This is a genomic window from Capnocytophaga sputigena (assembly GCF_002302495.1).
Classification (GTDB): domain Bacteria; phylum Bacteroidota; class Bacteroidia; order Flavobacteriales; family Flavobacteriaceae; genus Capnocytophaga; species Capnocytophaga sputigena.
The window spans coordinates 833,602-854,861 of record NZ_CP022379.1 but is presented as its reverse complement, the minus strand read 5'-3'; the positions used below and the strand labels follow the sequence as shown (position 1 = coordinate 854,861).

General features: G+C 40.3%; 10 protein-coding genes. 7 read left to right on the top strand and 3 right to left on the bottom strand.

The features are described 5' to 3' along the window. Window positions 1-104: 104 nt before the first annotated feature. The 3 genes from CGC57_RS03785 to CGC57_RS03775 all read left to right on the top strand — a co-directional run bounded on the left by CGC57_RS03785 (window position 105) and on the right by CGC57_RS03775 (window position 13,137). A complete protein-coding gene (locus tag CGC57_RS03785) occupies window positions 105-11,207 on the top strand; it encodes a T9SS type B sorting domain-containing protein (protein ID WP_157909304.1) in 11,103 nt (3,700 codons plus the stop codon). 129 nt (window positions 11,208-11,336) lie between these two features. Beyond that, window positions 11,337-12,254, top strand: a complete 918-nt coding sequence (locus tag CGC57_RS03780; RefSeq protein WP_095898021.1) for a hypothetical protein — start codon at window positions 11,337-11,339, stop codon at window positions 12,252-12,254. A gap of 16 nt (window positions 12,255-12,270) precedes the next feature. Further along, window positions 12,271-13,137 carry a bile acid:sodium symporter family protein gene (locus tag CGC57_RS03775; RefSeq protein ID WP_095898020.1) on the top strand — a complete coding sequence of 289 codons (867 nt, stop codon included), beginning with the start codon at window positions 12,271-12,273 and terminating at the stop codon, window positions 13,135-13,137. A gap of 61 nt (window positions 13,138-13,198) precedes the next feature. Here the strand turns inward: CGC57_RS03775 and CGC57_RS03770 are convergent, their stop codons facing one another. The 3 genes from CGC57_RS03770 to CGC57_RS03760 form a co-directional block, all read right to left on the bottom strand. Further along, window positions 13,199-14,119 carry an aspartate carbamoyltransferase catalytic subunit gene (locus CGC57_RS03770; protein WP_095898019.1) on the bottom strand — a complete coding sequence of 307 codons (921 nt, stop codon included), beginning with the start codon at window positions 14,117-14,119 and terminating at the stop codon, window positions 13,199-13,201. A gap of 63 nt (window positions 14,120-14,182) precedes the next feature. After that, complete coding sequence (locus CGC57_RS03765; RefSeq protein ID WP_198537261.1) at window positions 14,183-14,374, bottom strand: hypothetical protein; 192 nt, start codon at window positions 14,372-14,374, stop codon at window positions 14,183-14,185. Between the two features lie 109 nt (window positions 14,375-14,483). Next, entirely contained in the window at window positions 14,484-14,963 is a 480-nt protein-coding gene (locus CGC57_RS03760) for a Dps family protein (protein ID WP_002680493.1), read from the bottom strand. A 319-nt stretch (window positions 14,964-15,282) separates the two neighbouring features. On the opposite strand from CGC57_RS03760, the gene CGC57_RS03750 reads away from it, so the two are divergent. The 4 genes from CGC57_RS03750 (at window position 15,283) to odhB (ending at window position 21,081) form a co-directional block, all read left to right on the top strand. Beyond that, complete coding sequence (locus tag CGC57_RS03750) at window positions 15,283-18,057, top strand: 2-oxoglutarate dehydrogenase E1 component (RefSeq protein WP_095898016.1); 2,775 nt, start codon at window positions 15,283-15,285, stop codon at window positions 18,055-18,057. A 223-nt stretch (window positions 18,058-18,280) separates the two neighbouring features. Continuing rightward, window positions 18,281-18,796 carry a hypothetical protein gene (locus CGC57_RS03745; protein WP_095898015.1) on the top strand — a complete coding sequence of 172 codons (516 nt, stop codon included), beginning with the start codon at window positions 18,281-18,283 and terminating at the stop codon, window positions 18,794-18,796. Window positions 18,797-18,861: 65 nt separating this feature from the next. Beyond that, on the top strand, window positions 18,862-19,818 hold the full coding sequence (locus CGC57_RS03740) for a DUF4299 family protein (RefSeq protein ID WP_002680517.1): 957 nt from the start codon (window positions 18,862-18,864) through the stop codon (window positions 19,816-19,818). Between the two features lie 24 nt (window positions 19,819-19,842). After that, window positions 19,843-21,081 carry a 2-oxoglutarate dehydrogenase complex dihydrolipoyllysine-residue succinyltransferase gene (odhB, locus tag CGC57_RS03735; RefSeq protein WP_002680494.1) on the top strand — a complete coding sequence of 413 codons (1,239 nt, stop codon included), beginning with the start codon at window positions 19,843-19,845 and terminating at the stop codon, window positions 21,079-21,081. The last annotated feature ends 179 nt before the right edge of the window (window positions 21,082-21,260 follow it).

Sequence of the window (21,260 nt, the reverse complement as noted above, 5' to 3'; positions counted from 1 at the left end):
GTGTTAAACTCTTGTTAAATAGTTTTTTTTGTGTGTAAGTGTAAAAATAGTTGAGTAATTTTGCGCCCAAATAATTACTAATAATGTATTTTTACAAAACAATAATGAAAAATATCACTAAAAAACTATTAGTTATAATATTTTTCTTAATCTCTTTTGAGGGGGTAGAAGCACAAGTGCAGTCTTGTAATTCTATGCCTGAGCCTGTTGCTTATACAAGAGTGGGTACGCCTACTGAAAAAAGAGTAGAAGAAACCGCTGTTGTTAGAGGTATTACAGTAACTCGCATATTGGAGGTACGCGGTAGTGCCGGCGATAAGATTATGTATTCTAATCAGGAAACTATTCCCGGAGACACACAAAGTGACGAAACCTATTGTGGTAAATCTCGTAAGAATACTTTTGGTGGCAAGAAATATCCTTTTATGGACTCTAACAAGGTAAGCAAAATTACCTATAAGTTTAGTAAGCCCGTAATAGATGTTGAAGTTTTTTTAGCAGCCTTTGGTTATAGTGGAACACGTAAGTCTGGTGGATGGCAATCTTATCCTCATATAGATGTGGTTAAAATAACAACTAATAAAGGAACGGCAACTTTACACGCACGTTCTACTTGTGGTGAGAATAATTTACTTACTGTCTCTGGTAATGAAATATCATCTATAGATCATAAGACTACGGATGCTAAAATAGGGATTACTTCTACAGAGCCTTTTACAGAACTTGTGTTACAAGTTATAGAAAAACAACGACAAACAGGTGGTTATGGTTTCTTCGTGGAAATTTGTTTAGCATCTATTATTGCAGATGCAAGTTGTGATACAATGCCTAACGCTCAGTTTGGAAGAGAACAAAATGCAACCGCCACTATGGGAGGAGTAAAGGTAACGCGTTCTTATACAGGCAAGGGTAGTTTTTCGAATGCAGGAGAGCCTAGAGGTCCTATTTATTGCCAAAGTAGCTATAGTGGCGATTTACCTTGGGTACTCAATAGTAACAACAATATTAAAACTCTTACTTATACTTTTGAAGAGCCTGTAACAGAAGCTGAACTTTGGTTTGTAGGAATGGGAGGTGGAAATGGTATTAGCGCTTATGATAAAGCAAAAGTTAGTGTGAACTGTGATAATATTACTCTCAGAGAGGCTTTTAGATGTAATGGAAGCTCTGTAGATGTAACTAATCCAAGTGCTAACAGTCGTCTTATTTCAGTAAGTAACCCTACAAAGGTAACAGATATAGCTTATAAAGTAACTTCTAGTAAACCTTTTACAGAAATAACCATAGAGGACAGTAGTGATGCACAAGCGGAAGGCTATTTGGTAGAGATGTGTCCTACCTCAGTAAAAAAAGCAAATATTATTACAGTAAATACAGCTCTCACAGAGCAAACAGTATGTGATAATACAGGAAATGCTCCTTCTTACCTTGCTAAAGCTACCATTACTCCAACCTATGCAGGAGGAACGCTTAACTATGAATTACAAGCTAAAAAGAAAGGTAGCACTACTTGGGAAACAATTACAACTAACAATAGTGTGACTAATGACCTTACCTATCAGCCTAGTGATTTAAAAGCATTAGCTTACAATGAGGCTACAGTAAGGATAAAATATACTTATAGTAATAGTGCAAAATTATGTGGTACCCTCACTAAATATTCTAATGAGGTAAAACTGAATGTAAACGCTAGTACTACTATTACAACTCAACCAGCAACTTCAGTAGCTTATTGTAAAGATGCTACACCTACGGCTCTTAGTGTAACAGCTACTGGGCAAGGAACGCTTAGTTATCAATGGTATTCTAATACAACTAATAACAATACCGGAGGCACTCTTATTACGGGAGCTAATGCAGCTACCTATACACCTCCTACTACAACTGCGGGTAGCACTTACTACTACGTAGCAGTTACCGGTACTTGTGGTACAGTAACCAGTACAGTAGCAAGAGTACAAGTACTTACCGCTTCGGATATCATTACTATTAATACTCCTAATTACAATAATATTAATGGTATTTGTAATACAAATAGTACTATAAGTGCTCAGGCTACTATTGCTCCCAATTATAGTAATAAAATTAAAAATTTGGGAGGTGGTAATTTCTTTGCTTACCAATTAGAATATCGTAAAACACCTACCTCTCCTTGGGAAAACTATTACAATCAAGTATATAGCAATAATGGAAATGGTTGGACACGTACTTTCTCTATAAATCCTAATAATACTCCAAGTGGTGCTACTTTTAGAGTAAGATATACAGCTGATATAGTAGGTTTATGTGATAATCTTACAGTATACTCTAATGAGTTTACTTACACTAAACAAGCGGTTACTACTATCACTACTCAGCCAGCAACTTCAGTAACTTATTGTAAAGATGCTACAACTACGGCTCTCAATGTAGTGGCAACGGGTGAAGGCACTCTTGCTTATCAATGGTATTCTAATACAACGAATAACAATACGGGAGGATCTCTTATTACGGGAGCTAATGCAGCGACCTATACACCTTCTATTACAGCTACGGGCACCACTTATTACTATGCGGTAGTAACTGGTTCTTGTGGCGTAGCTACAAGTACTGTAGCTAAGGTAGATGTACTTACTCCTCCCGAAGTTACTCAAATTATAGCAACTCCTCCAGCGTTCAAGCAAGGAGAAAGTGCTTCAGTAGTATTTACAATTAAAGGTACTCCTAATGCGCAAGTAACCTACAATATCAATGGTGCAGGTACACAAGTGGTAACGCTCAACTCAAGTGGTACCTATACGTTGCCTTCTCGCACCGTAAACCAAACAACTATTCTCAATGTTACCAAAGTAAAATTAGGTGCTTGTGAGCAAAACTATACCGACAAAAGTGGCGGTATATTAGCAACTACTGCTAAATGTACTACTAAGCCCGCTTCTCAGTTTGCTACCGCTTCTCCTAACGAACAAACAGCAGTGATGAATGGGGTTACAGTAACACGTACCTATTCAAAACCCTCAGCAACTACTTTAGTATATGGCAGTACAGATAATAATGGTTACTGTAGTGGAACTCCTTATCATAATTATACTATTATACATACTAATCCTAGTTTTAGCCCTAAAGTAATTTATACCTTTAGTCAACCAATAACTAGTGCAGAGGTATGGCTAATGATAATGGGTAGTCCAAATACAAGATATGATAAAGTAAAACTATCTACTAACAATGGTATACCTACTTTTACTAAAGTGTACGATTGTGCCGAAGGGAAGGGACAAGCAGGAGCTGCTTTAAGTAATGGAATAGTCACTTCACAGGATCGTATTATAACCGATGTGGCGGTGCGCATAACCTCTAATACTCCTTTTACTCAATTAATAGTAGAAGATATTAATGGTGCTGACTCCTCAGGGGTATTAGTAGAACTCTGTCCTACTTCTATCACTCCCGCTGAGACTATTAGTATCACTACACAACCGCAAAGCCAAACTATTTGTGCTGATAAGATGGCTACTTTTACCTCTAAAGCTCAATTGAAAGATGCTACAGGTAATATTCAGTACAAATGGCAACAAAGTAGTAATGGAGCAACTTGGACAGATATTCCTGCTTCTACGGGGGCTATCACAAGTGGAGGAACTGCCTCTTTAACGATAGATGGAACAACTAATTACAAATACAGAGTAGTATATACTTATCAGTTTGCACAAGGCATTGTGGTTACAGCTACTTCACAAGAAGCAACGCTTACCAAATTGCCTGCTGTAGCTCTACCTACACTCACTGGTAACAGAACCCTTTGTCCAACAGCAACTAACAATACAGTATCGTTTGCTAACTATGTAACTGCTCCTACGGGTACTACCTTGCTTTGGTACACTGCCCCTACAGCTACTGTTTCAAGCACTACGGCACCTGTTATCAATACTCACATAACTACTCGCACTACCCAAACGGCTTATGTGCGTGCTCTTAGCACTACTGGTTGTACTAGCGGTATTGTAACCGTTACCTTAACTGTGGACGATACTACCGCCCCTACTTTCAATGCTCCTGCAGCACTGAATATAGTGTGCAACTCAACTACGGCTACTACGGCTATCAGCAATTGGCTCGGTACGGCTACCGCCACCGATACTTGTGGTGCAATAGCAACTATTACAAATGACTATAATACTCCTGCTGACCTTTGTACAGTACCTGGCGGTATTATTACAGTTACTTTTGTAGCCAAAGACACTTTTGGCAATACACAAACTCGTACTTCAACTATTCACTTAGGAGTAACTCCTTTAGTAGTAAAAGACGATAGCTTTACAGTACCAGATGGTTTAAGAACTCAAACTACAATCAGTGTACTTGACAATGATAGTTTAGGAGGCACTAAACCAACAGCAGGAGCAGGAGGTACTGTAACTATTACCAATGTAACGGGAGCAACTCCAATCAACGGAGGTAATGTTCCTATCTTGAATCCTAACGATGGTAAGGTAACAATCCCAGCCAATACCCCAGCAGGCACTTATACGATTACTTATAAAGAGTGTGAAACACTTAACTTAAGCAGTAACTGTAGAACAGCTACAGCAGAGATTAAGGTAGGCACACCGACTATTACGGTAACCCCAGAAACCTTAACAGTAACGCCAAGTACAGCTACTCAAACAATACCAAATATCTTAAACAATGATAAGATAGGCGGTACCGTAACGCCAACAGTAGGCGTGGGAGGAAATGTAACATTAACAGTTACCAATCCAAACACACCAGGTAAGAAACCAACGCTTGATCCAAACACCGGCGAGGTAACCATCCCAGGTAATACCCCAGCAGGTACTTACACGATTACTTATAGTTATTGTGAGGTGTTGAACCCAACCAACTGTACAGGCACACAAACCTTGGTAGTAACGGTAGGAGCAGCAACTCTTACTGTACAAAACGATAGCTTTACAGTACCAGATGGTTTAACAACTCAAACTACAATCAGTGTACTTGACAATGATAGTTTAGGAGGTACTAAACCAACGGCAGGAGCAGGAGGTACGGTAACTATTACCAATGTAACGGGAGCAACTCCAATCAACGGAGGTAATGTTCCTATCTTGAATCCTAACGATGGTAAGGTAACAATCCCAGCCAATACCCCAGCGGGTACTTATACGATTACCTATAAAGAGTGTGAAACACTTAACTTAAGCAGTAACTGTCAAACAGCAACAGCGGTAATTAAGGTAGGCACACCAACGATTACGGTAACCCCAGAAACCTTAACAGTAACGCCAAGTACAGCAACTCAAACAATACCAAATATCTTAAACAATGATAAGATAGGCGGTACCGTAACGCCAACAGTAGGCGTGGGAGGAAATGTAACATTAACAGTTACCAATCCAAACATACCAGGTAAGAAACCTACCCTTGATCCAAATACCGGCGAGGTAACCATTCCAGGTAATACTCCCGCAGGTACTTATACAATTACTTATAGTTATTGTGAGGTGTTGAACCCAACCAACTGTACAGGTACACAAACCTTGGTAGTAACGGTAGGAGCAGCAACCCTTACCGTAGTAAACGACAGCTTTACAGTACCAGATGGTTTAAGAACTCAAACTACAATCAGTGTACTTGACAATGATAGTTTAGGAGGAACTAAACCAACGGCAGGAGCAGGAGGTACTGTAACGATTACCAATGTAACGGGAGCAACTCCAATCAACGGAGGCAAGGTACCAACCTTAGATCCAAACACTGGAGTAGTAACAATCCCAGCTAATACCCCAGCAGGTATCTATACGATTACCTATAAAGAGTGTGAAACACTCAATCCAAGCAGTAACTGTAGAACAGCTACAGCAGAGATTAAGGTAGGCACACCAACGATTACGGTAACCCCAGAAACCTTAACAGTAACGCCAAGTACAGCTACTCAAACTATACCAAATATCTTAAACAATGATAAGATAGGAGGTACAGTAACGCCAACAGTAGGCGTGGGAGGAAATGTAACATTAACGGTTACCAATCCGAACACACCAGGTAAGAAACCTACCCTTGATCCAAACACTGGCGAGGTAACCATCCCAGGTAATACCCCAGCAGGTACTTATACGATTACTTACAGTTATTGTGAGGTGTTGAACCCAACCAACTGTACAGGCACACAAACCTTGGTAGTAACGGTAGGAGCAGCAACCCTTACTGTACAAAACGATAGCTTTACAGTACCAGATGGTTTAACAACTCAAACTACAATCAGTGTACTTGACAATGATAGTTTAGGAGGCACTAAACCAACGGCAGGATCAGGAGGTACTGTAACGATTACCAATGTAGTACCTGCTACTCCTATCAACGGTGGTAATGTTCCTGTCTTGAATCCTAACGATGGTAAAGTAACAATCCCAGCCAATACCCCAGCAGGTATCTATACGATTACCTATAAAGAATGTGAAACACTCAATCCAAGCAGTAACTGTAAAACAGCTACAGCAGAGATTAAGGTAGGCACACCGACTATTACGGTAACCCCAGAAACCTTAACAGTAACGCCAAGTACAGCTACTCAAACTATACCAAATATCTTAAACAATGATAAGATAGGCGGTACCGTAACGCCAACAGTAGGCGTGGGAGGTAATGTAACATTAACAGTTACTAACCCAATAGGAACTAAAGTACCTACATTAGATAGAAACACCGGCGAGGTAACCATCCCAGGTAATACCCCAGCAGGTACTTATACGATTACTTACAGTTATTGTGAGGTGTTGAACCCAACCAACTGTACAGGTACACAAACCTTGGTAGTAACGGTAGGAGCTGCAACTCTTACTGTACAAAACGATAGCTTTACAGTACCAGATGGTTTAACAACTCAAACTACAATCAGTGTACTTGACAATGATAGTTTAGGAGGTACTAAACCAACAGCAGGAGTAGGAGGTACAGTAACGATTACCAATGTAACGGGAGCAACTCCAATTAACGGAGGCAAGGTACCAACCTTAGATACAAACACTGGAGTAGTAACTATCCCAGCCAATACCCCAGCAGGTACTTATACGATTACCTATAAAGAGTGTGAAACACTTAACTTAAGCAGTAACTGTAGAACAGCTACAGCAGAGATTAAGGTAGGCACACCGACGATTACGGTAACCCCAGAAACCTTAACAGTAACGCCAAGTACAGCAACTCAAACTATACCAAATATCTTAAATAACGATAAGATAGGCGGTACCGTAACGCCAACAGTAGGCGTGGGAGGAAATGTAACATTGACAGTTACCAATCCAAACACACCAGGTAAGAAGCCAACGCTTGATCCAAACACCGGCGAGGTAACCATTCCAGGTAATACCCCAGCAGGTACTTATACGATTACTTATAGTTATTGTGAGGTGTTGAACCCAACCAACTGTACAGGCACACAAACCTTGGTAGTAACGGTAGGAGCTGCAACTCTTACTGTACAAAACGATAGCTTTACAGTACCAGATGGTTTAACAACTCAAACTACAATCAGTGTACTTGACAATGATAGTTTAGGAGGTACTAAACCAACGGCAGGAGCAGGAGGTACGGTAACTATTACCAATGTAACGGGAGCAACTCCAATCAACAGAGGTAAGGTGCCAACCTTAGATCCAAACACTGGAGTAGTAACTATCCCAGCCAATACCCCAGCGGGTACTTATACGATTACCTATAAAGAGTGTGAAACACTTAACTTAAGCAGTAACTGTCAAACAGCAACAGCGGTAATTAAGGTAGGCACACCAACGATTACGGTAACCCCAGAAACCTTAACAGTAACGCCAAGTACAGCAACTCAAACAATACCAAATATCTTAAACAATGATAAGATAGGCGGTACCGTAACGCCAACAGTAGGCGTGGGAGGAAATGTAACATTAACAGTTACCAATCCAAACATACCAGGTAAGAAACCTACCCTTGATCCAAATACCGGCGAGGTAACCATTCCAGGTAATACTCCCGCAGGTACTTATACAATTACTTATAGTTATTGTGAGGTGTTGAACCCAACCAACTGTACAGGCACACAAACCTTGGTAGTAACGGTAGGAGCAGCAACCCTTACCGTAGTAAACGACAGCTTTACAGTACCAGATGGTTTAACAACTCAAACTACAATCAGTGTACTTGACAATGATAGTTTAGGAGGAACTAAACCAACGGCAGGAGCAGGAGGTACTGTAACGATTACCAATGTAACGGGAGCAACTCCAATCAACGGAGGCAAGGTACCAACCTTAGATCCAAACACTGGAGTAGTAACAATCCCAGCTAATACCCCAGCAGGTATCTATACGATTACCTATAAAGAGTGTGAAACACTCAATCCAAGCAGTAACTGTAGAACAGCTACAGCAGAGATTAAGGTAGGCACACCAACGATTACGGTAACCCCAGAAACCTTAACAGTAACGCCAAGTACAGCTACTCAAACTATACCAAATATCTTAAACAATGATAAGATAGGAGGTACAGTAACGCCAACAGTAGGCGTGGGAGGAAATGTAACATTAACGGTTACCAATCCGAACACACCAGGTAAGAAACCTACCCTTGATCCAAACACTGGCGAGGTAACCATCCCAGGTAATACTCCCGCAGGTACTTATACAATTACTTATAGTTATTGTGAGGTGTTGAACCCAACCAACTGTACAGGTACACAAACCTTGGTAGTAACGGTAGGAGCAGCAACCCTTACCGTAGTAAACGACAGCTTTACAGTACCAGATGGTTTAAGAACTCAAACTACAATCAGTGTACTTGACAATGATAGTTTAGGAGGCAATAAACCAACGGCAGGAGCAGGAGGTACTGTAACGATTACCAATGTAACGGGAGCAACTCCAATCAACGGAGGCAAGGTACCAACCTTAGATCCAAACACTGGAGTAGTAACAATCCCAGCTAATACCCCAGCAGGTATCTATACGATTACCTATAAAGAGTGTGAAACACTCAATCCAAGCAGTAACTGTAGAACAGCTACAGCAGAGATTAAGGTAGGCACACCAACGATTACGGTAACCCCAGAAACCTTAACAGTAACGCCAAGTACAGCTACTCAAACTATACCAAATATCTTAAACAATGATAAGATAGGCGGTACAGTAACGCCAACAGTAGGCGTGGGAGGTAATGTAACATTGACAGTTACCAATCCAAACACACCAGGTAAGAAACCAACGCTTGATCCAAATACCGGCGAGGTAACCATCCCAGGTAATACCCCAGCAGGTACTTATACGATTACTTATAGTTATTGTGAGGTGTTGAACCCAACCAACTGTACAGGCACACAAACCTTGGTAGTAACGGTAGGAGCTGCAACTCTTACTGTACAAAACGATAGCTTTACAGTACCAGATGGTTTAACAACTCAAACTACAATCAGTGTACTTGACAATGATAGTTTAGGAGGTACTAAACCAACGGCAGGAGCAGGAGGTACAGTAACGATTACCAATGTAACGGGAGCAACTCCAATCAACGGAGGCAAGGTACCAACCTTAGATCCAAACACTGGAGTAGTAACAATCCCAGCTAATACCCCAGCAGGTATTTATACGATTACCTATAAAGAGTGTGAAACACTTAACTTAAGCAGTAACTGTCAAACAGCAACAGCGGTAATTAAGGTAGGCACACCGACTATTACGGTAACCCCAGAAACCTTAACGGTAACGCCAAGTACAGCTACTCAAACTATACCAAATATCTTAAACAATGATAAGATAGGCGGTACAGTAACGCCAACAGTAGGCGTGGGAGGAAATGTAACATTAACGGTTACCAATCCAAACACACCAGGTAAGAAACCAACGCTTGATCCAAATACCGGCGAGGTAACCATTCCGGGTAATACTCCAGCAGGTACTTACACGATTACTTATAGTTATTGTGAGGTGTTGAACCCAACCAACTGTACAGGCACACAAACCTTGGTAGTAACGGTAGGAGCAGCAACCCTTACCGTAGTAAACGATAGCTTTACAATACCAGATGGTTTAACAACTCAAACTACAATCAGTGTACTTGACAACGATAGTTTAGGAGGCAATAAACCAACAGCAGGAGTAGGAGGTACAGTAACGATTACCAATGTAACGGGAGCAACTCCAATCAACGGAGGCAAGGTACCAACCTTAGATACAAACACTGGAGTAGTAACTATCCCAGCTAATACCCCAGCAGGTACTTATACGATTACCTATAAAGAGTGTGAAACACTTAACTTAAGCAGTAACTGTCAAACAGCAACAGCGGTAATTAAGGTAGGCACACCGACTATTACGGTAACCCCAGAAACCTTAACAGTAACGCCAAGTACAGCAACTCAAACTATACCAAATATCTTAAACAATGATAAGATAGGCGGTACAGTAACGCCAACAGTAGGCGTGGGAGGTAATGTAACATTGACGGTTACCAATCCAAACACACCAGGTAAGAAACCAACACTTGATCCAAACACCGGCGAGGTAACCATTCCAGGTAATACCCCAGCAGGTACTTACACGATTACTTACAGCTATTGTGAGGTATTGAACCCAACCAACTGTACAGGTACACAAACCTTGGTAGTAACAGTAGTAGGAACAGTTACTCCTACCGCATTGCCAATAGCAGTAGATGATAGAGCTTCTACAGCTATGAATACGCCTATAAATATTGCCGTGTTAGCGAACGATACCCTCAACGGAGCAACTACTCCTAATGTAGTAACTTCTCCAGCGAATGGTACAGTAGTTGTAAATGCTGATAATACGGTAGAATACAGACCTCATACAGGTTTTGTAGGAACTGATACCTTTGTATACGAAATCTGTAACTCCGCAGGATGTAGCTCTGCTACTGTAACGGTAGATATAGTCAATAAAATCGTACCTTACAACGGTATGTCTGTAGATGGCGATGGTAAAAACGACTACTTCCATATTGGCGGTATAGAAAACTATCCAAACAATGTGGTACGTATCTACAACCGTTGGGGTGTGAAAGTATTCGAGGTGAGTGGTTATGACAACGTAACCCGTGTGTTTAAAGGAATTTCCGATGGTCGTGTAACAGTGGAAGCTTCCGATAAACTACCTCAAGGTACTTACTATTACGTAATCGAATACTACGATCAGAATAATAATAAACAATCTGAAGTAGGCTGGTTATATCTCAAAAAATAATTAAATGAGTTCATAGATAAAAAGGACTGTCCAGAGTATTTCTGGCAGTCCTTTTATTATTTTGCTAATTGACAAATTGGCTAATTGAAAAATTATTGCTACCTTTGTCGCCATTAAAAATATTTAAAAATGAAAAAAACAGTATTATTAGCAGTAATGACCCTTAGTTTGTTCTCTTGTAAAAAAGATGACAACAATGAAACTACTTATGGCGGTGCTTTCCCTAAAACAATTGTAAAAGAAGAAGTAAGCAATATAGGTATGGTTAAAACCACTGAGAGCTATACTCTTGATAGTGGTAATAAAATCACCTCTTTTACCAAAAAAATAGTTGATAACGGCACTCCTACTACCGATGAAGCTTACACTATCAACTACAATGGTAATCTAATTACCTCTATAGCTGTTAATAGTAACTCTCAAAGCAATAAAAATCATACTTATACCTTCGATTATAACGGAGGTGTGTTGCAATCAATCACTCGTAATGATAATGTTCTAAAAATAAACTATCAGTATGTAGAAGGGAAAGTGAGCACCAAAACGATAACATATAATTCTAAGAAAACGAATTATGCTTATACTTATAGTGCCAACACAATAAAAATGATTTCACAAGAAATAGGAAAAGCTGAAAATGACCGCTTTACCTATACACTTAATGCTGATGGTACTATTGCCTCTTTCAAAAAAATAACCTATATTGGTAATGTTCCCGATGCCACAACTGAAGGTACTTGTTCTTATCAATACGACAACAAACCTAATATCTTTCAGCGTGATGTATTTAAGTATTTAGCTGAAATAGAAATAGCAACAAACAACAACTACTATGGCGATTATTACAGAGACCCTCTTTTGAGAACAGTCGCTCACAATGTTGTTGCTTATACAAATAATTTGTACAACAACACTCACGCAGATTACCAAGATTTAGAAAATGCCACTCGCTCTTTCCATTACCAATGGAATAGCGACAACAGCCCTAAATCAATGGAATACAAGAAAAACAGTAGCCATAAAGCCAATTATACTTACACTTATTAGAAAAACTTAATTACTGATGTTTATAGATTATCTTCTTTCAGCAGTATTGATGCTTATCACTTTTGCGATAGGCAGCTCCCTCCGCTTTGCCGATTTCGAGAATATATTCAAAAAATCAAAGCCCCTATATTTGGGGCTTTTCTTGCAGATGGTCTTCCTGCCTATCTGCGCTTTTATTATTGCTGAATTAGCTAATCTTACTCCAGCCGAAAAAGTAGGACTTATCATCGTCTCAATATGTCCTGGCGGAACTACTTCTAACTTTATCAGTTATCTCATCAAAGCCGATACCGCTTTGGCAGTAGCGCTCACCGCTATCAATAGTCTGCTCATTCTACTCACCATTCCGTTGCTTTCTAATTGGGCAGTAGCAGCCTTTATGGGCGGTCATACTGAGGTTTCCTTGCCTATCCTTAATATGGTATGGGAAGTAGCTAAAATTATTATTATTCCAGCTTTGTTGGGTTTATTTTTCAACCGATTTTTCCCTAATATATCTCTTAAAATCCGTCTCCCTTTAAAGGTGATCAATACAATATTATTAGGAATTGTGTTTTTTATCAAATTCTTTGGTGATGAACAATCAGGAGGTAGTGGTATCTTGGTAGACGAAATAATTCGTCTTTTGCCTGCTACACTACTAATGCATCTCAGCGCAATGATACTCAGTTATTTTATTGCTTTAAAAAACTTTAAACTTTCAGGCGTACAAGCAACAACTATCAGTATAGAAGTAGGTTTGCAAAACACCGCTTTAGCCATATTGGTAGCAGGTACCCTTATAGGCAATACCGATATGACCAAACCTGCCCTTGTCTATGCAATTTTTTCTTTCTTTACAACTTTTGCTTTTGCCCTTATCACCATCAGACTAAAAAGATAACAACTGATAAATAAAAAGCGCGATGAACATCGCGCTTTTCTTATCTCTTATCTCTTACCTCTTACTTGTTAGCTAATAAATAAATTACCGCCATTCGTATGGCAACCCCATTTTCTACTTGTTGTAAGATAATCGATTGGTCACTATCAGCTACTTCACTGGTGATTTCTACCCCTCGGTTGATAGGACCTGGGTGCATAATCACTATTTCTTTGTCAAGACTATCCAATATTTCTTTAGTAAGTCCGTATTGTTGTACATATTCGCGTGTAGAAGGAAAATAACTAATGTCCAAACGCTCGTTTTGAATGCGTAACATATTAGCTACATCGCACCAATTCAGTGCTTTGCGCAAGTTAGTTTCTACTTTCACATCTAACTCGTGTATATATTTAGGAATGAGTGTTTGAGGCCCGCACACCATTACTTCAGCACCTTGTTTATGGAGGGCAAAAATATTAGAGAGTGCTACACGCGAGTGCAATATATCGCCTACAATCACTACTTTCTTGCCAGCAACCTCGCCCAAGCGTTCTCGTATGGAATATGAGTCTAAAAGTGCCTGAGTAGGGTGTTCGTGTGCCCCATCACCAGCATTTACAATCGATGCTTTTACGTGTTGTGATAGAAATACTCCCGCACCAGGGTTAGGGTGGCGCATTACTATCATATCCACTTTCATTGAGAGGATATTGTTTACGGTATCTACTAAGGTTTCACCTTTGGTTACTGAAGATTGTGAAGCCGAAAAATTAATCACATCAGCAGAGAGGCGTTTTTCTGCCAATTCAAATGATAGGCGGGTGCGTGTACTATTTTCGAAGAAAAGATTAGCAATAGTAATATCGCGCAGTGAAGGCACTTTTTTAATAGGACGGTTGATGACCTCCTTAAAATGGTCAGCAGTCTCAAAAATTAACTGTATATCCTTTTCAGTGATATACTTGATACCCAATAGGTGGTTCACACTCAATGCACTCATTTTATATTCTTTTTTAAGTGGTTGTGCAAAAGTAATAATAATTTCTCAATTAACAACAATTTTTTACTCCACTGTTCCCACCACTCCCACTGTTCCCACCGCTCCCACCACTCCCACTGTTCCCACCACTCCCACTGTTCCCACCGCTCCCACCACTCCCATCATTCCCACCGCTCCCATCATTCCCACCGCTCCCATCATTCCCACAGCTCCCATCATTCCCACCACTCCCATCATTCCCACCGCTCCCACCATTCCCACCACCTCCCATCATTGCCCGTGCGGCTCGCACCTCCCTCCAAAACAAAAAGTGCGATGTTCAATATGAAACACCGCACTTTGTCAATTATCAATAATCAATTGATTATACCACTTCATTAAGGTAGGCTTTGAGCATCCAGATTGTTTTCTCTTGTCCAGAGATAAAGTCGCTCATTAGTGAGTTGGTACCTTCATCGCCTATTTCGTCAGAAAAGTTCAACAATTCTCTTTCCAAAGGCAATAGCGCACTAAGAGTATCGATTACCAAACGCACAGTTTTATCATCGTCAAAAATATTTTCACCTACAGGTACAGAAGTGTGTTTCACATAGCTTTCGAGAGTGTGGAAAGGTACACCTCCAAGGGTGAGAATACGTTCAGCAATTTCGTCTACTTGTTCTTGTGCGGTAGTGTAAAGCTCTTCAAATTTCACGTGAAGTTCAAAGAAGCGTTTTCCCTTGATGTTCCAGTGTACACCGCGCAAGTTTTGGTAATACGTTTGATAGTTGGCAAGCAAAACATTTAGCAAGCCGATTTCTTTTTCTACTTTGGCTTTATCAAGCCCTAAGGTATTTAATTTCATAATGTTGTTATTTTTTTAATTCTACGCTGCAAAATTACAATAGTTTTATCAAATAATGTAATTAAATTCAATAGATTTTTCTAATAACAGTATTACCTCCTTTGAGACACTCCAAGATTATCTGAGTTTTTCTCGCTGATGCAAACTCCCCGCTGGCGCGAGCTTATAACTCGTGTTTTTATTTCGTTTCTCAATATGATTGAAAATCAACCATTTGTAAAAATATTGTTTTTTTTAATACAAATCTCCTTGTTAATTCAAAACAAAATACTACCTTTGCCTATTATTAACGAAAGACAAACGAAACAATTGCTATTTTATGGATAAGTATTCTTTCTTGAATGCCGCAAGTACGGCTTTTTTCGGTGATTTATACGATAAGTATTTAGAAAACCCCGATGCGGTAGAACCTAGTTGGCGCGCTTTCTTCCAAGGTTTTGATTTTGCCCAAGAGCAATATGGCACTTCCGTTGAAGAAGCCGTACCAGTAATGGCACAACAAGTAGTAAATGGCGAGAACCCTGCCCTTCTCGATAAGGTCAAAAAAGAGTTTGCTGTGCTCAACCTCATCAATGGTTATCGCACTAACGGACACTTATTCGCACAAATCAACCCTCTACGCCCTCGCGAGCCTTATACACCTACTTTGGCTATCGAAAACTACGGACTAACAGCAGCCGATTTGAATACTACTTTCGATGCCGCTCGCGAAATAGGCTTAGCCCCTTCACCTCTTAATATTATTGTAGAAAAACTCCAAGCTACCTATTGTAAATCTATAGGGGTAGAGTTTCAACACATTCGCAATACCGAAGAGCGTGAGTGGTTCATTAAACGACTACAACAAAACCATAATACTACTCAGTTTTCCAAAGAAGAAAAACTTCAAATTCTTCAAAAACTCAACGAAGCTGCTTCTTTTGAGAACTTCCTTCATACTAAATATGTAGGTCAAAAACGATTTTCATTAGAAGGAAATGATAGCCTTGTAGCGGGGCTCGACTTCATGATTGAAACAGCTGCCGAACAAGGTGTAAAACACGTAGTACTTGGTATGGCACACCGTGGTCGACTAAATGTATTAGCTAATATATTCCACAAAAATCCACAAGATATATTCTCTGAGTTCGACGGTAAAGATTACGAAATGGACGATTGGTTCGATGGTGATGTGAAATACCACTTGGGTATTACTATCAATCGCACTACTCGCACTGGAAAAACAGTAGATATGAACTTAGTGCCTAACCCCTCACACCTCGAAGCTGTTAATGCTCTCGTAGGAGGAATTACCCGCGCTAAACAAGATCGTTATTGTCAAGGAAATATCCGTCAAGCCCTGCCCATACTCATTCACGGTGATGCTGCTGTTGCAGGTCAGGGTATAGTATACGAAACGGTACAGATGTGCGGCTTGCGTGGCTTTACTAATGGAGGTACTGTTCATATCGTAGTGAACAACCAAGTTGGTTTTACTGCTAATTTTTCCGATTCGCGTTCTTCTCTCTACTGCACTGATATTGCAAAAATGAACGAATCTCCTGTGCTTCACGTCAATGCCGATGATGCCGAAGCTGTTGTACACGCTTTCATTTTAGCTACCGATTACCGTCAAACCTTTGGCAAAGATGTGTATATCAATCTTTTTGGCTATCGTAAATACGGTCATAACGAGGGTGACGAACCGCGTTTCTCTCAGCCAATAATGTATAAAACCATCAGTAAACACGACAATCCTTTCCATATCTATGCACAAAAACTAATAGGGGAGGGGATCACCCAACAAACGTATGTTACCGAAATAGAAAATGCTTACAAAGCATATCTCGATACTTGTCTTGAAGCCTCACGCAAAGAACCACTTACGATATTAAAACCTTTTATGCAAACCGAATGGCAGGGCTTTGAAATCGCCTCACCTCAGGAAATGCTACAAAAGGTAGATACTTCTATCCCTAAAGAAAAACTTGATGAAATAGCTGCTGTCCTTACCGAATTGCCTGCCGATAAACCTTTTATTAATAAAGTGAAAAAGATTATCGCTGATCGTAAAGAGGCGTATGCTAATAACCATATCGATTGGGGAATGGCTGAACTATTAGCCTATGGTTCGCTCCTCACCGAAGGTTTCGATGTGCGCATCACTGGGGAAGACGTACAACGCGGTACTTTCTCACATCGCCACGCTGTGATTAAAACTGAAGATACTGAAGAAGAAGTATGCTTCTTGCAAGATCTTAAAGCTAAACAACTCGCTACGGGTACTTTCCATATCTATAATTCATTGTTGTCTGAATATGGAGTCTTGGGGTATGAGTATGGCTATGCAATGGCAAGCCCACGAACACTCACAATTTGGGAAGCGCAGTTTGGCGACTTCTCCAATGGCGCTCAAATAATGCTTGATCAGTATGTTTGTTGCGGCGAAGGCAAATGGAAAACTCAGGACGGTATAGTGATATTACTCCCTCACGGTTATGAAGGACAAGGGGCTGAACACTCCTCAGCACGTATAGAACGCTATTTGCAACTCTGTGCCGAAAATAATATGTATGTAACCAATTGTACTACCCCTGCTAACTTCTTCCACCTCTTGCGTCGCCAAATGAAAACAAACTTCCGCAAGCCATTAGTAGTATTCACTCCTAAGAGTTTGTTGCGTCACCCACAAGTGATTTCAACCGTCGACGATTTGGCTAAAGGTCATTTCCAAGAAGTGTTAGACGACCCTATCGCCAAAGCCGAAAAGGTAAAACGCGTGGTATTCTGTTCAGGTCGTTATTACTACGACCTCTATGCCGAGCGTGAAAAGTTAGGTAGAGACGATATAGCCTTGGTACGTATTGAGCAGTTGTTTCCATTGCCTGTAGAGCAACTCAAAGCAGTAATTGCCAAATATGCTCACGCCACCGATTTTGTTTGGGCGCAGGAAGAACCAAAAAATATGGGCGCTTATGGCTATATGCTAATGAATTTTGATTTGGTAAAATGGCGTTATGTAGGTACACCTGCTTATGCAGCCCCTGCCTCTGGTAGCCATACTCGTGACCGCAAACGTCACAGCCAAGCCATAGCTGAAGTATTTATCCCGTAGGGGTGAATGGCAATTCGCCTGTCCCATCGCTACAACTTTTGTCAAAGTTTTCAATTGCTCGTCGTCCTACGACCTTTGCCAAAGTTTTTAATTGCTCGTCGTCCTACGACCTTTGCTAAAGTTGATTACTTTGATAATCAATCATTTTTAGAGTATGTTGTGTAAGGGCGTTTTGTAAACGCCCTCACAAATAGATTTTTTTGAACACCTCAAAATTGTTAATATGAAAACAATTATTACATTCTTGTGTTTATTTATCATCGGAACTGTATCAGCACAGCGAAAGCCTATTGCTGCTTTGGTTGTATTAGATAGCATTCCTCTTGTAGAGCCCCAACTAAGAGAGCTTGCCTTAAATGTTTTAGACCCTGAAAAAATTAAAAGTATAAAGGTATTTACAGGTGCAGAAGCTACTGATAAATATGGTGATTTAGCCAAAGAAGGAGTGATTGTAATTACTCTTAAGCCTTCAAAGAAGAAGGCTTTTGATAAGAAATCTGAAAAAATCTATCATCCACTCTATATATTAGATAGTGTCCCCCTTTTTGATGCTAAATTAAAAAAGGTGATTTTGGAAAATATAGATAGACATAGAGTTAAAAGGATAGAAAAACTTGAAACAAAAGCCGCAGCTAAATATGGTGACGCAGCTAAGAATGGAGTAATCAATATTGAACTCAAGCCGCAAAAAGCTAAAAAACAAAACCTTAAAGACAAAGAAACTATTTTTCTTAGATGATATATCTCTTAAATTAGCACCTAACCCCTAACACCTGACACCTGATACCTAACACCTAGCAAAAGATGAGTCGAACTTTTTACATTAAAAACACCCAAGCACCTGAGGAAATGTCCCCTCAGCAATTGCTTAACCTCCAACGTGAGGGATTTATGCAGTACAATATTGATGAAGATGACGAACATTATGCTCAGGTGATGCATAGCCCTATCAGTGAATGGGGGTGTATGATAATGGGACAAAAAGGTATTAGCGGTCGCGGTTTTGAAGTCTCTTACGACCCCGAAACCCAAGACTATGGTGTGCGTGTGTTCACCCCTAGCACCGAAAATGATTGGTTAGGAGCTATAGAATTCATTGGCAAAGTAGCTACAGCTTTGGCTACTAATGTAGTTGATGAAGAGGGTGAGACCTATGAACCCAATGCTATTACGTACGATTATAGGCACGATATTAGCTTTGGTGTCAGATGCTATGACGATAAAGAAGAAGGTGCTTATATTTTCAGTGTTTATCGCCCTATATGTTTATCTAAGCAAATGATCAACGAACTATTAGAAGCCGAAGATAAAGTAAAAGCATTTAGTCAGCTCGTAGAAAAACAACTATATGAACACCCCGATGTATATATTGCACGCCAACAGTTTTTTAGTAACGACAAAGAGGAAGTGATGGGAGTTTATGCCCTTACACAAGGAGTACCTACTGTCTTGCCTTATAAATATCCACCTTTTGTAGATTTTACGCAAGTAAACCTCGGTCAAGACGACGTAAAGCTATGGCGTATCAGTTTAGTTGTCATTAATGGTGATGAAAACGACCCTAATGCTTATGAAGTACTTGATGGCCTTGATTACAAAACCTTTTTGGAGCGTTTGCCTCAAAACAAAATCAAAAAACTCGATGGTCACTATATGCTTATAACACTCAACCGACAAGAACTCGAAGCCCTCTTGCAAAATGATAAACAAGAACGAAAGGGCTTATTAGCAAAATTGAAAAAATTTTTAACGACGAAATAACTAACACCTAACACCTAAAAAACTATGCTAGAAATGAAAGTCCCCTCACCTGGGGAATCTATCACCGAAGTAGAAATAGCCCGTTGGCTTGTGAAAACGGGGGATTACGTAACTAAAGACCAAGCGGTTGCCGAAGTAGATTCCGATAAGGCAACCCTCGAACTTCCTGCTGAAGCTAGCGGAATTATTACATTGCAAGCTGAAGAAGGTGAAGCTGTAAAAGTAGGACAAGTGGTATGCTTGATCGATACCGAAGCAAAAGCACCAACAGCTGCTTCATCAGCAGCCCCTTCAACATCACAACCTGTGAAACAAGAGGTTCCTGCAGCTCCAGCAGCTTCCGCCCCTTCTCCCGTGCAAGTCACTTCCCCAGCGCAACCTACTCCCCCCGTGCGGGTCGCACCTGCAGCTCGTAAAATATTAGCCGAACGCGAAATCCCTGCATCAACAGTAGTAGGTACAGGTAAAGACGGTCGTATAACTAAAAATGATGCGCTCAAAGCATCTAAACCATCAATGGGTACACCTACTGGTGGCGTGCGCAGTGAAACCCGCGCTAAGATGAGTATGTTGCGCCGAAAAGTAGCCGAACGTTTGGTGAGTGCTAAAAACGAAACCGCTATGCTCACTACTTTCAACGAGGTTGATATGACAGCTATCTACCAGTTGCGCAATGAATATAAGGATGCTTTCAAAGAACGTCATAATGTGGGGCTCGGCTTTATGTCATTCTTCACTTTGGCAGTAGTACGCGCCCTTAAACTCTTCCCCGATGTCAATTCTATGATTGATGGTCAAGACAAAGTTACTTACGACTTCTGCGATATTTCTGTAGCAGTATCAGGACCTAAAGGTTTGATGGTACCCGTAATTCGCAATGCCGAAAACCTCTCTTTCAGAGGTGTAGAAGCAGAAGTAAAACGTTTGGCAACCCGCGCTCGTGACGGACAAATCACTGTCGATGAGATGACTGGAGGTACCTTTACCATTACCAATGGAGGTGTATTTGGTTCTATGTTGTCTACACCTATTATCAATCCTCCACAATCCGGTATTTTAGGTATGCACAACATCGTCGATCGCCCTATCGTGCGCAATGGTCAAATAGTAATCGCCCCTGTGATGTACGTCGCCCTTTCTTACGACCACCGCATCATCGACGGACGTGAATCAGTAGGATTTTTAGTAGCAGTAAAAGAAGCTCTCGAAAATCCTGTAGAAATTCTAATGAACGGCAATCCTAAACAAGCCCTTGAGCTCTAATCTAAAGAATTAATAACTAAAGCTCTAATAGGTAAATTAATAGCCAAGAGGTAAGAGATAAAAAGTTTTTTGTCTCTTACCTCTTTTACTTTCTATCCCATATCTCCTATTCATTTTCTTTCAATCGTTAATTTTCTGTTAAAATTTCTTTTACTTTTTTTCTGTGTAAAAATAATATT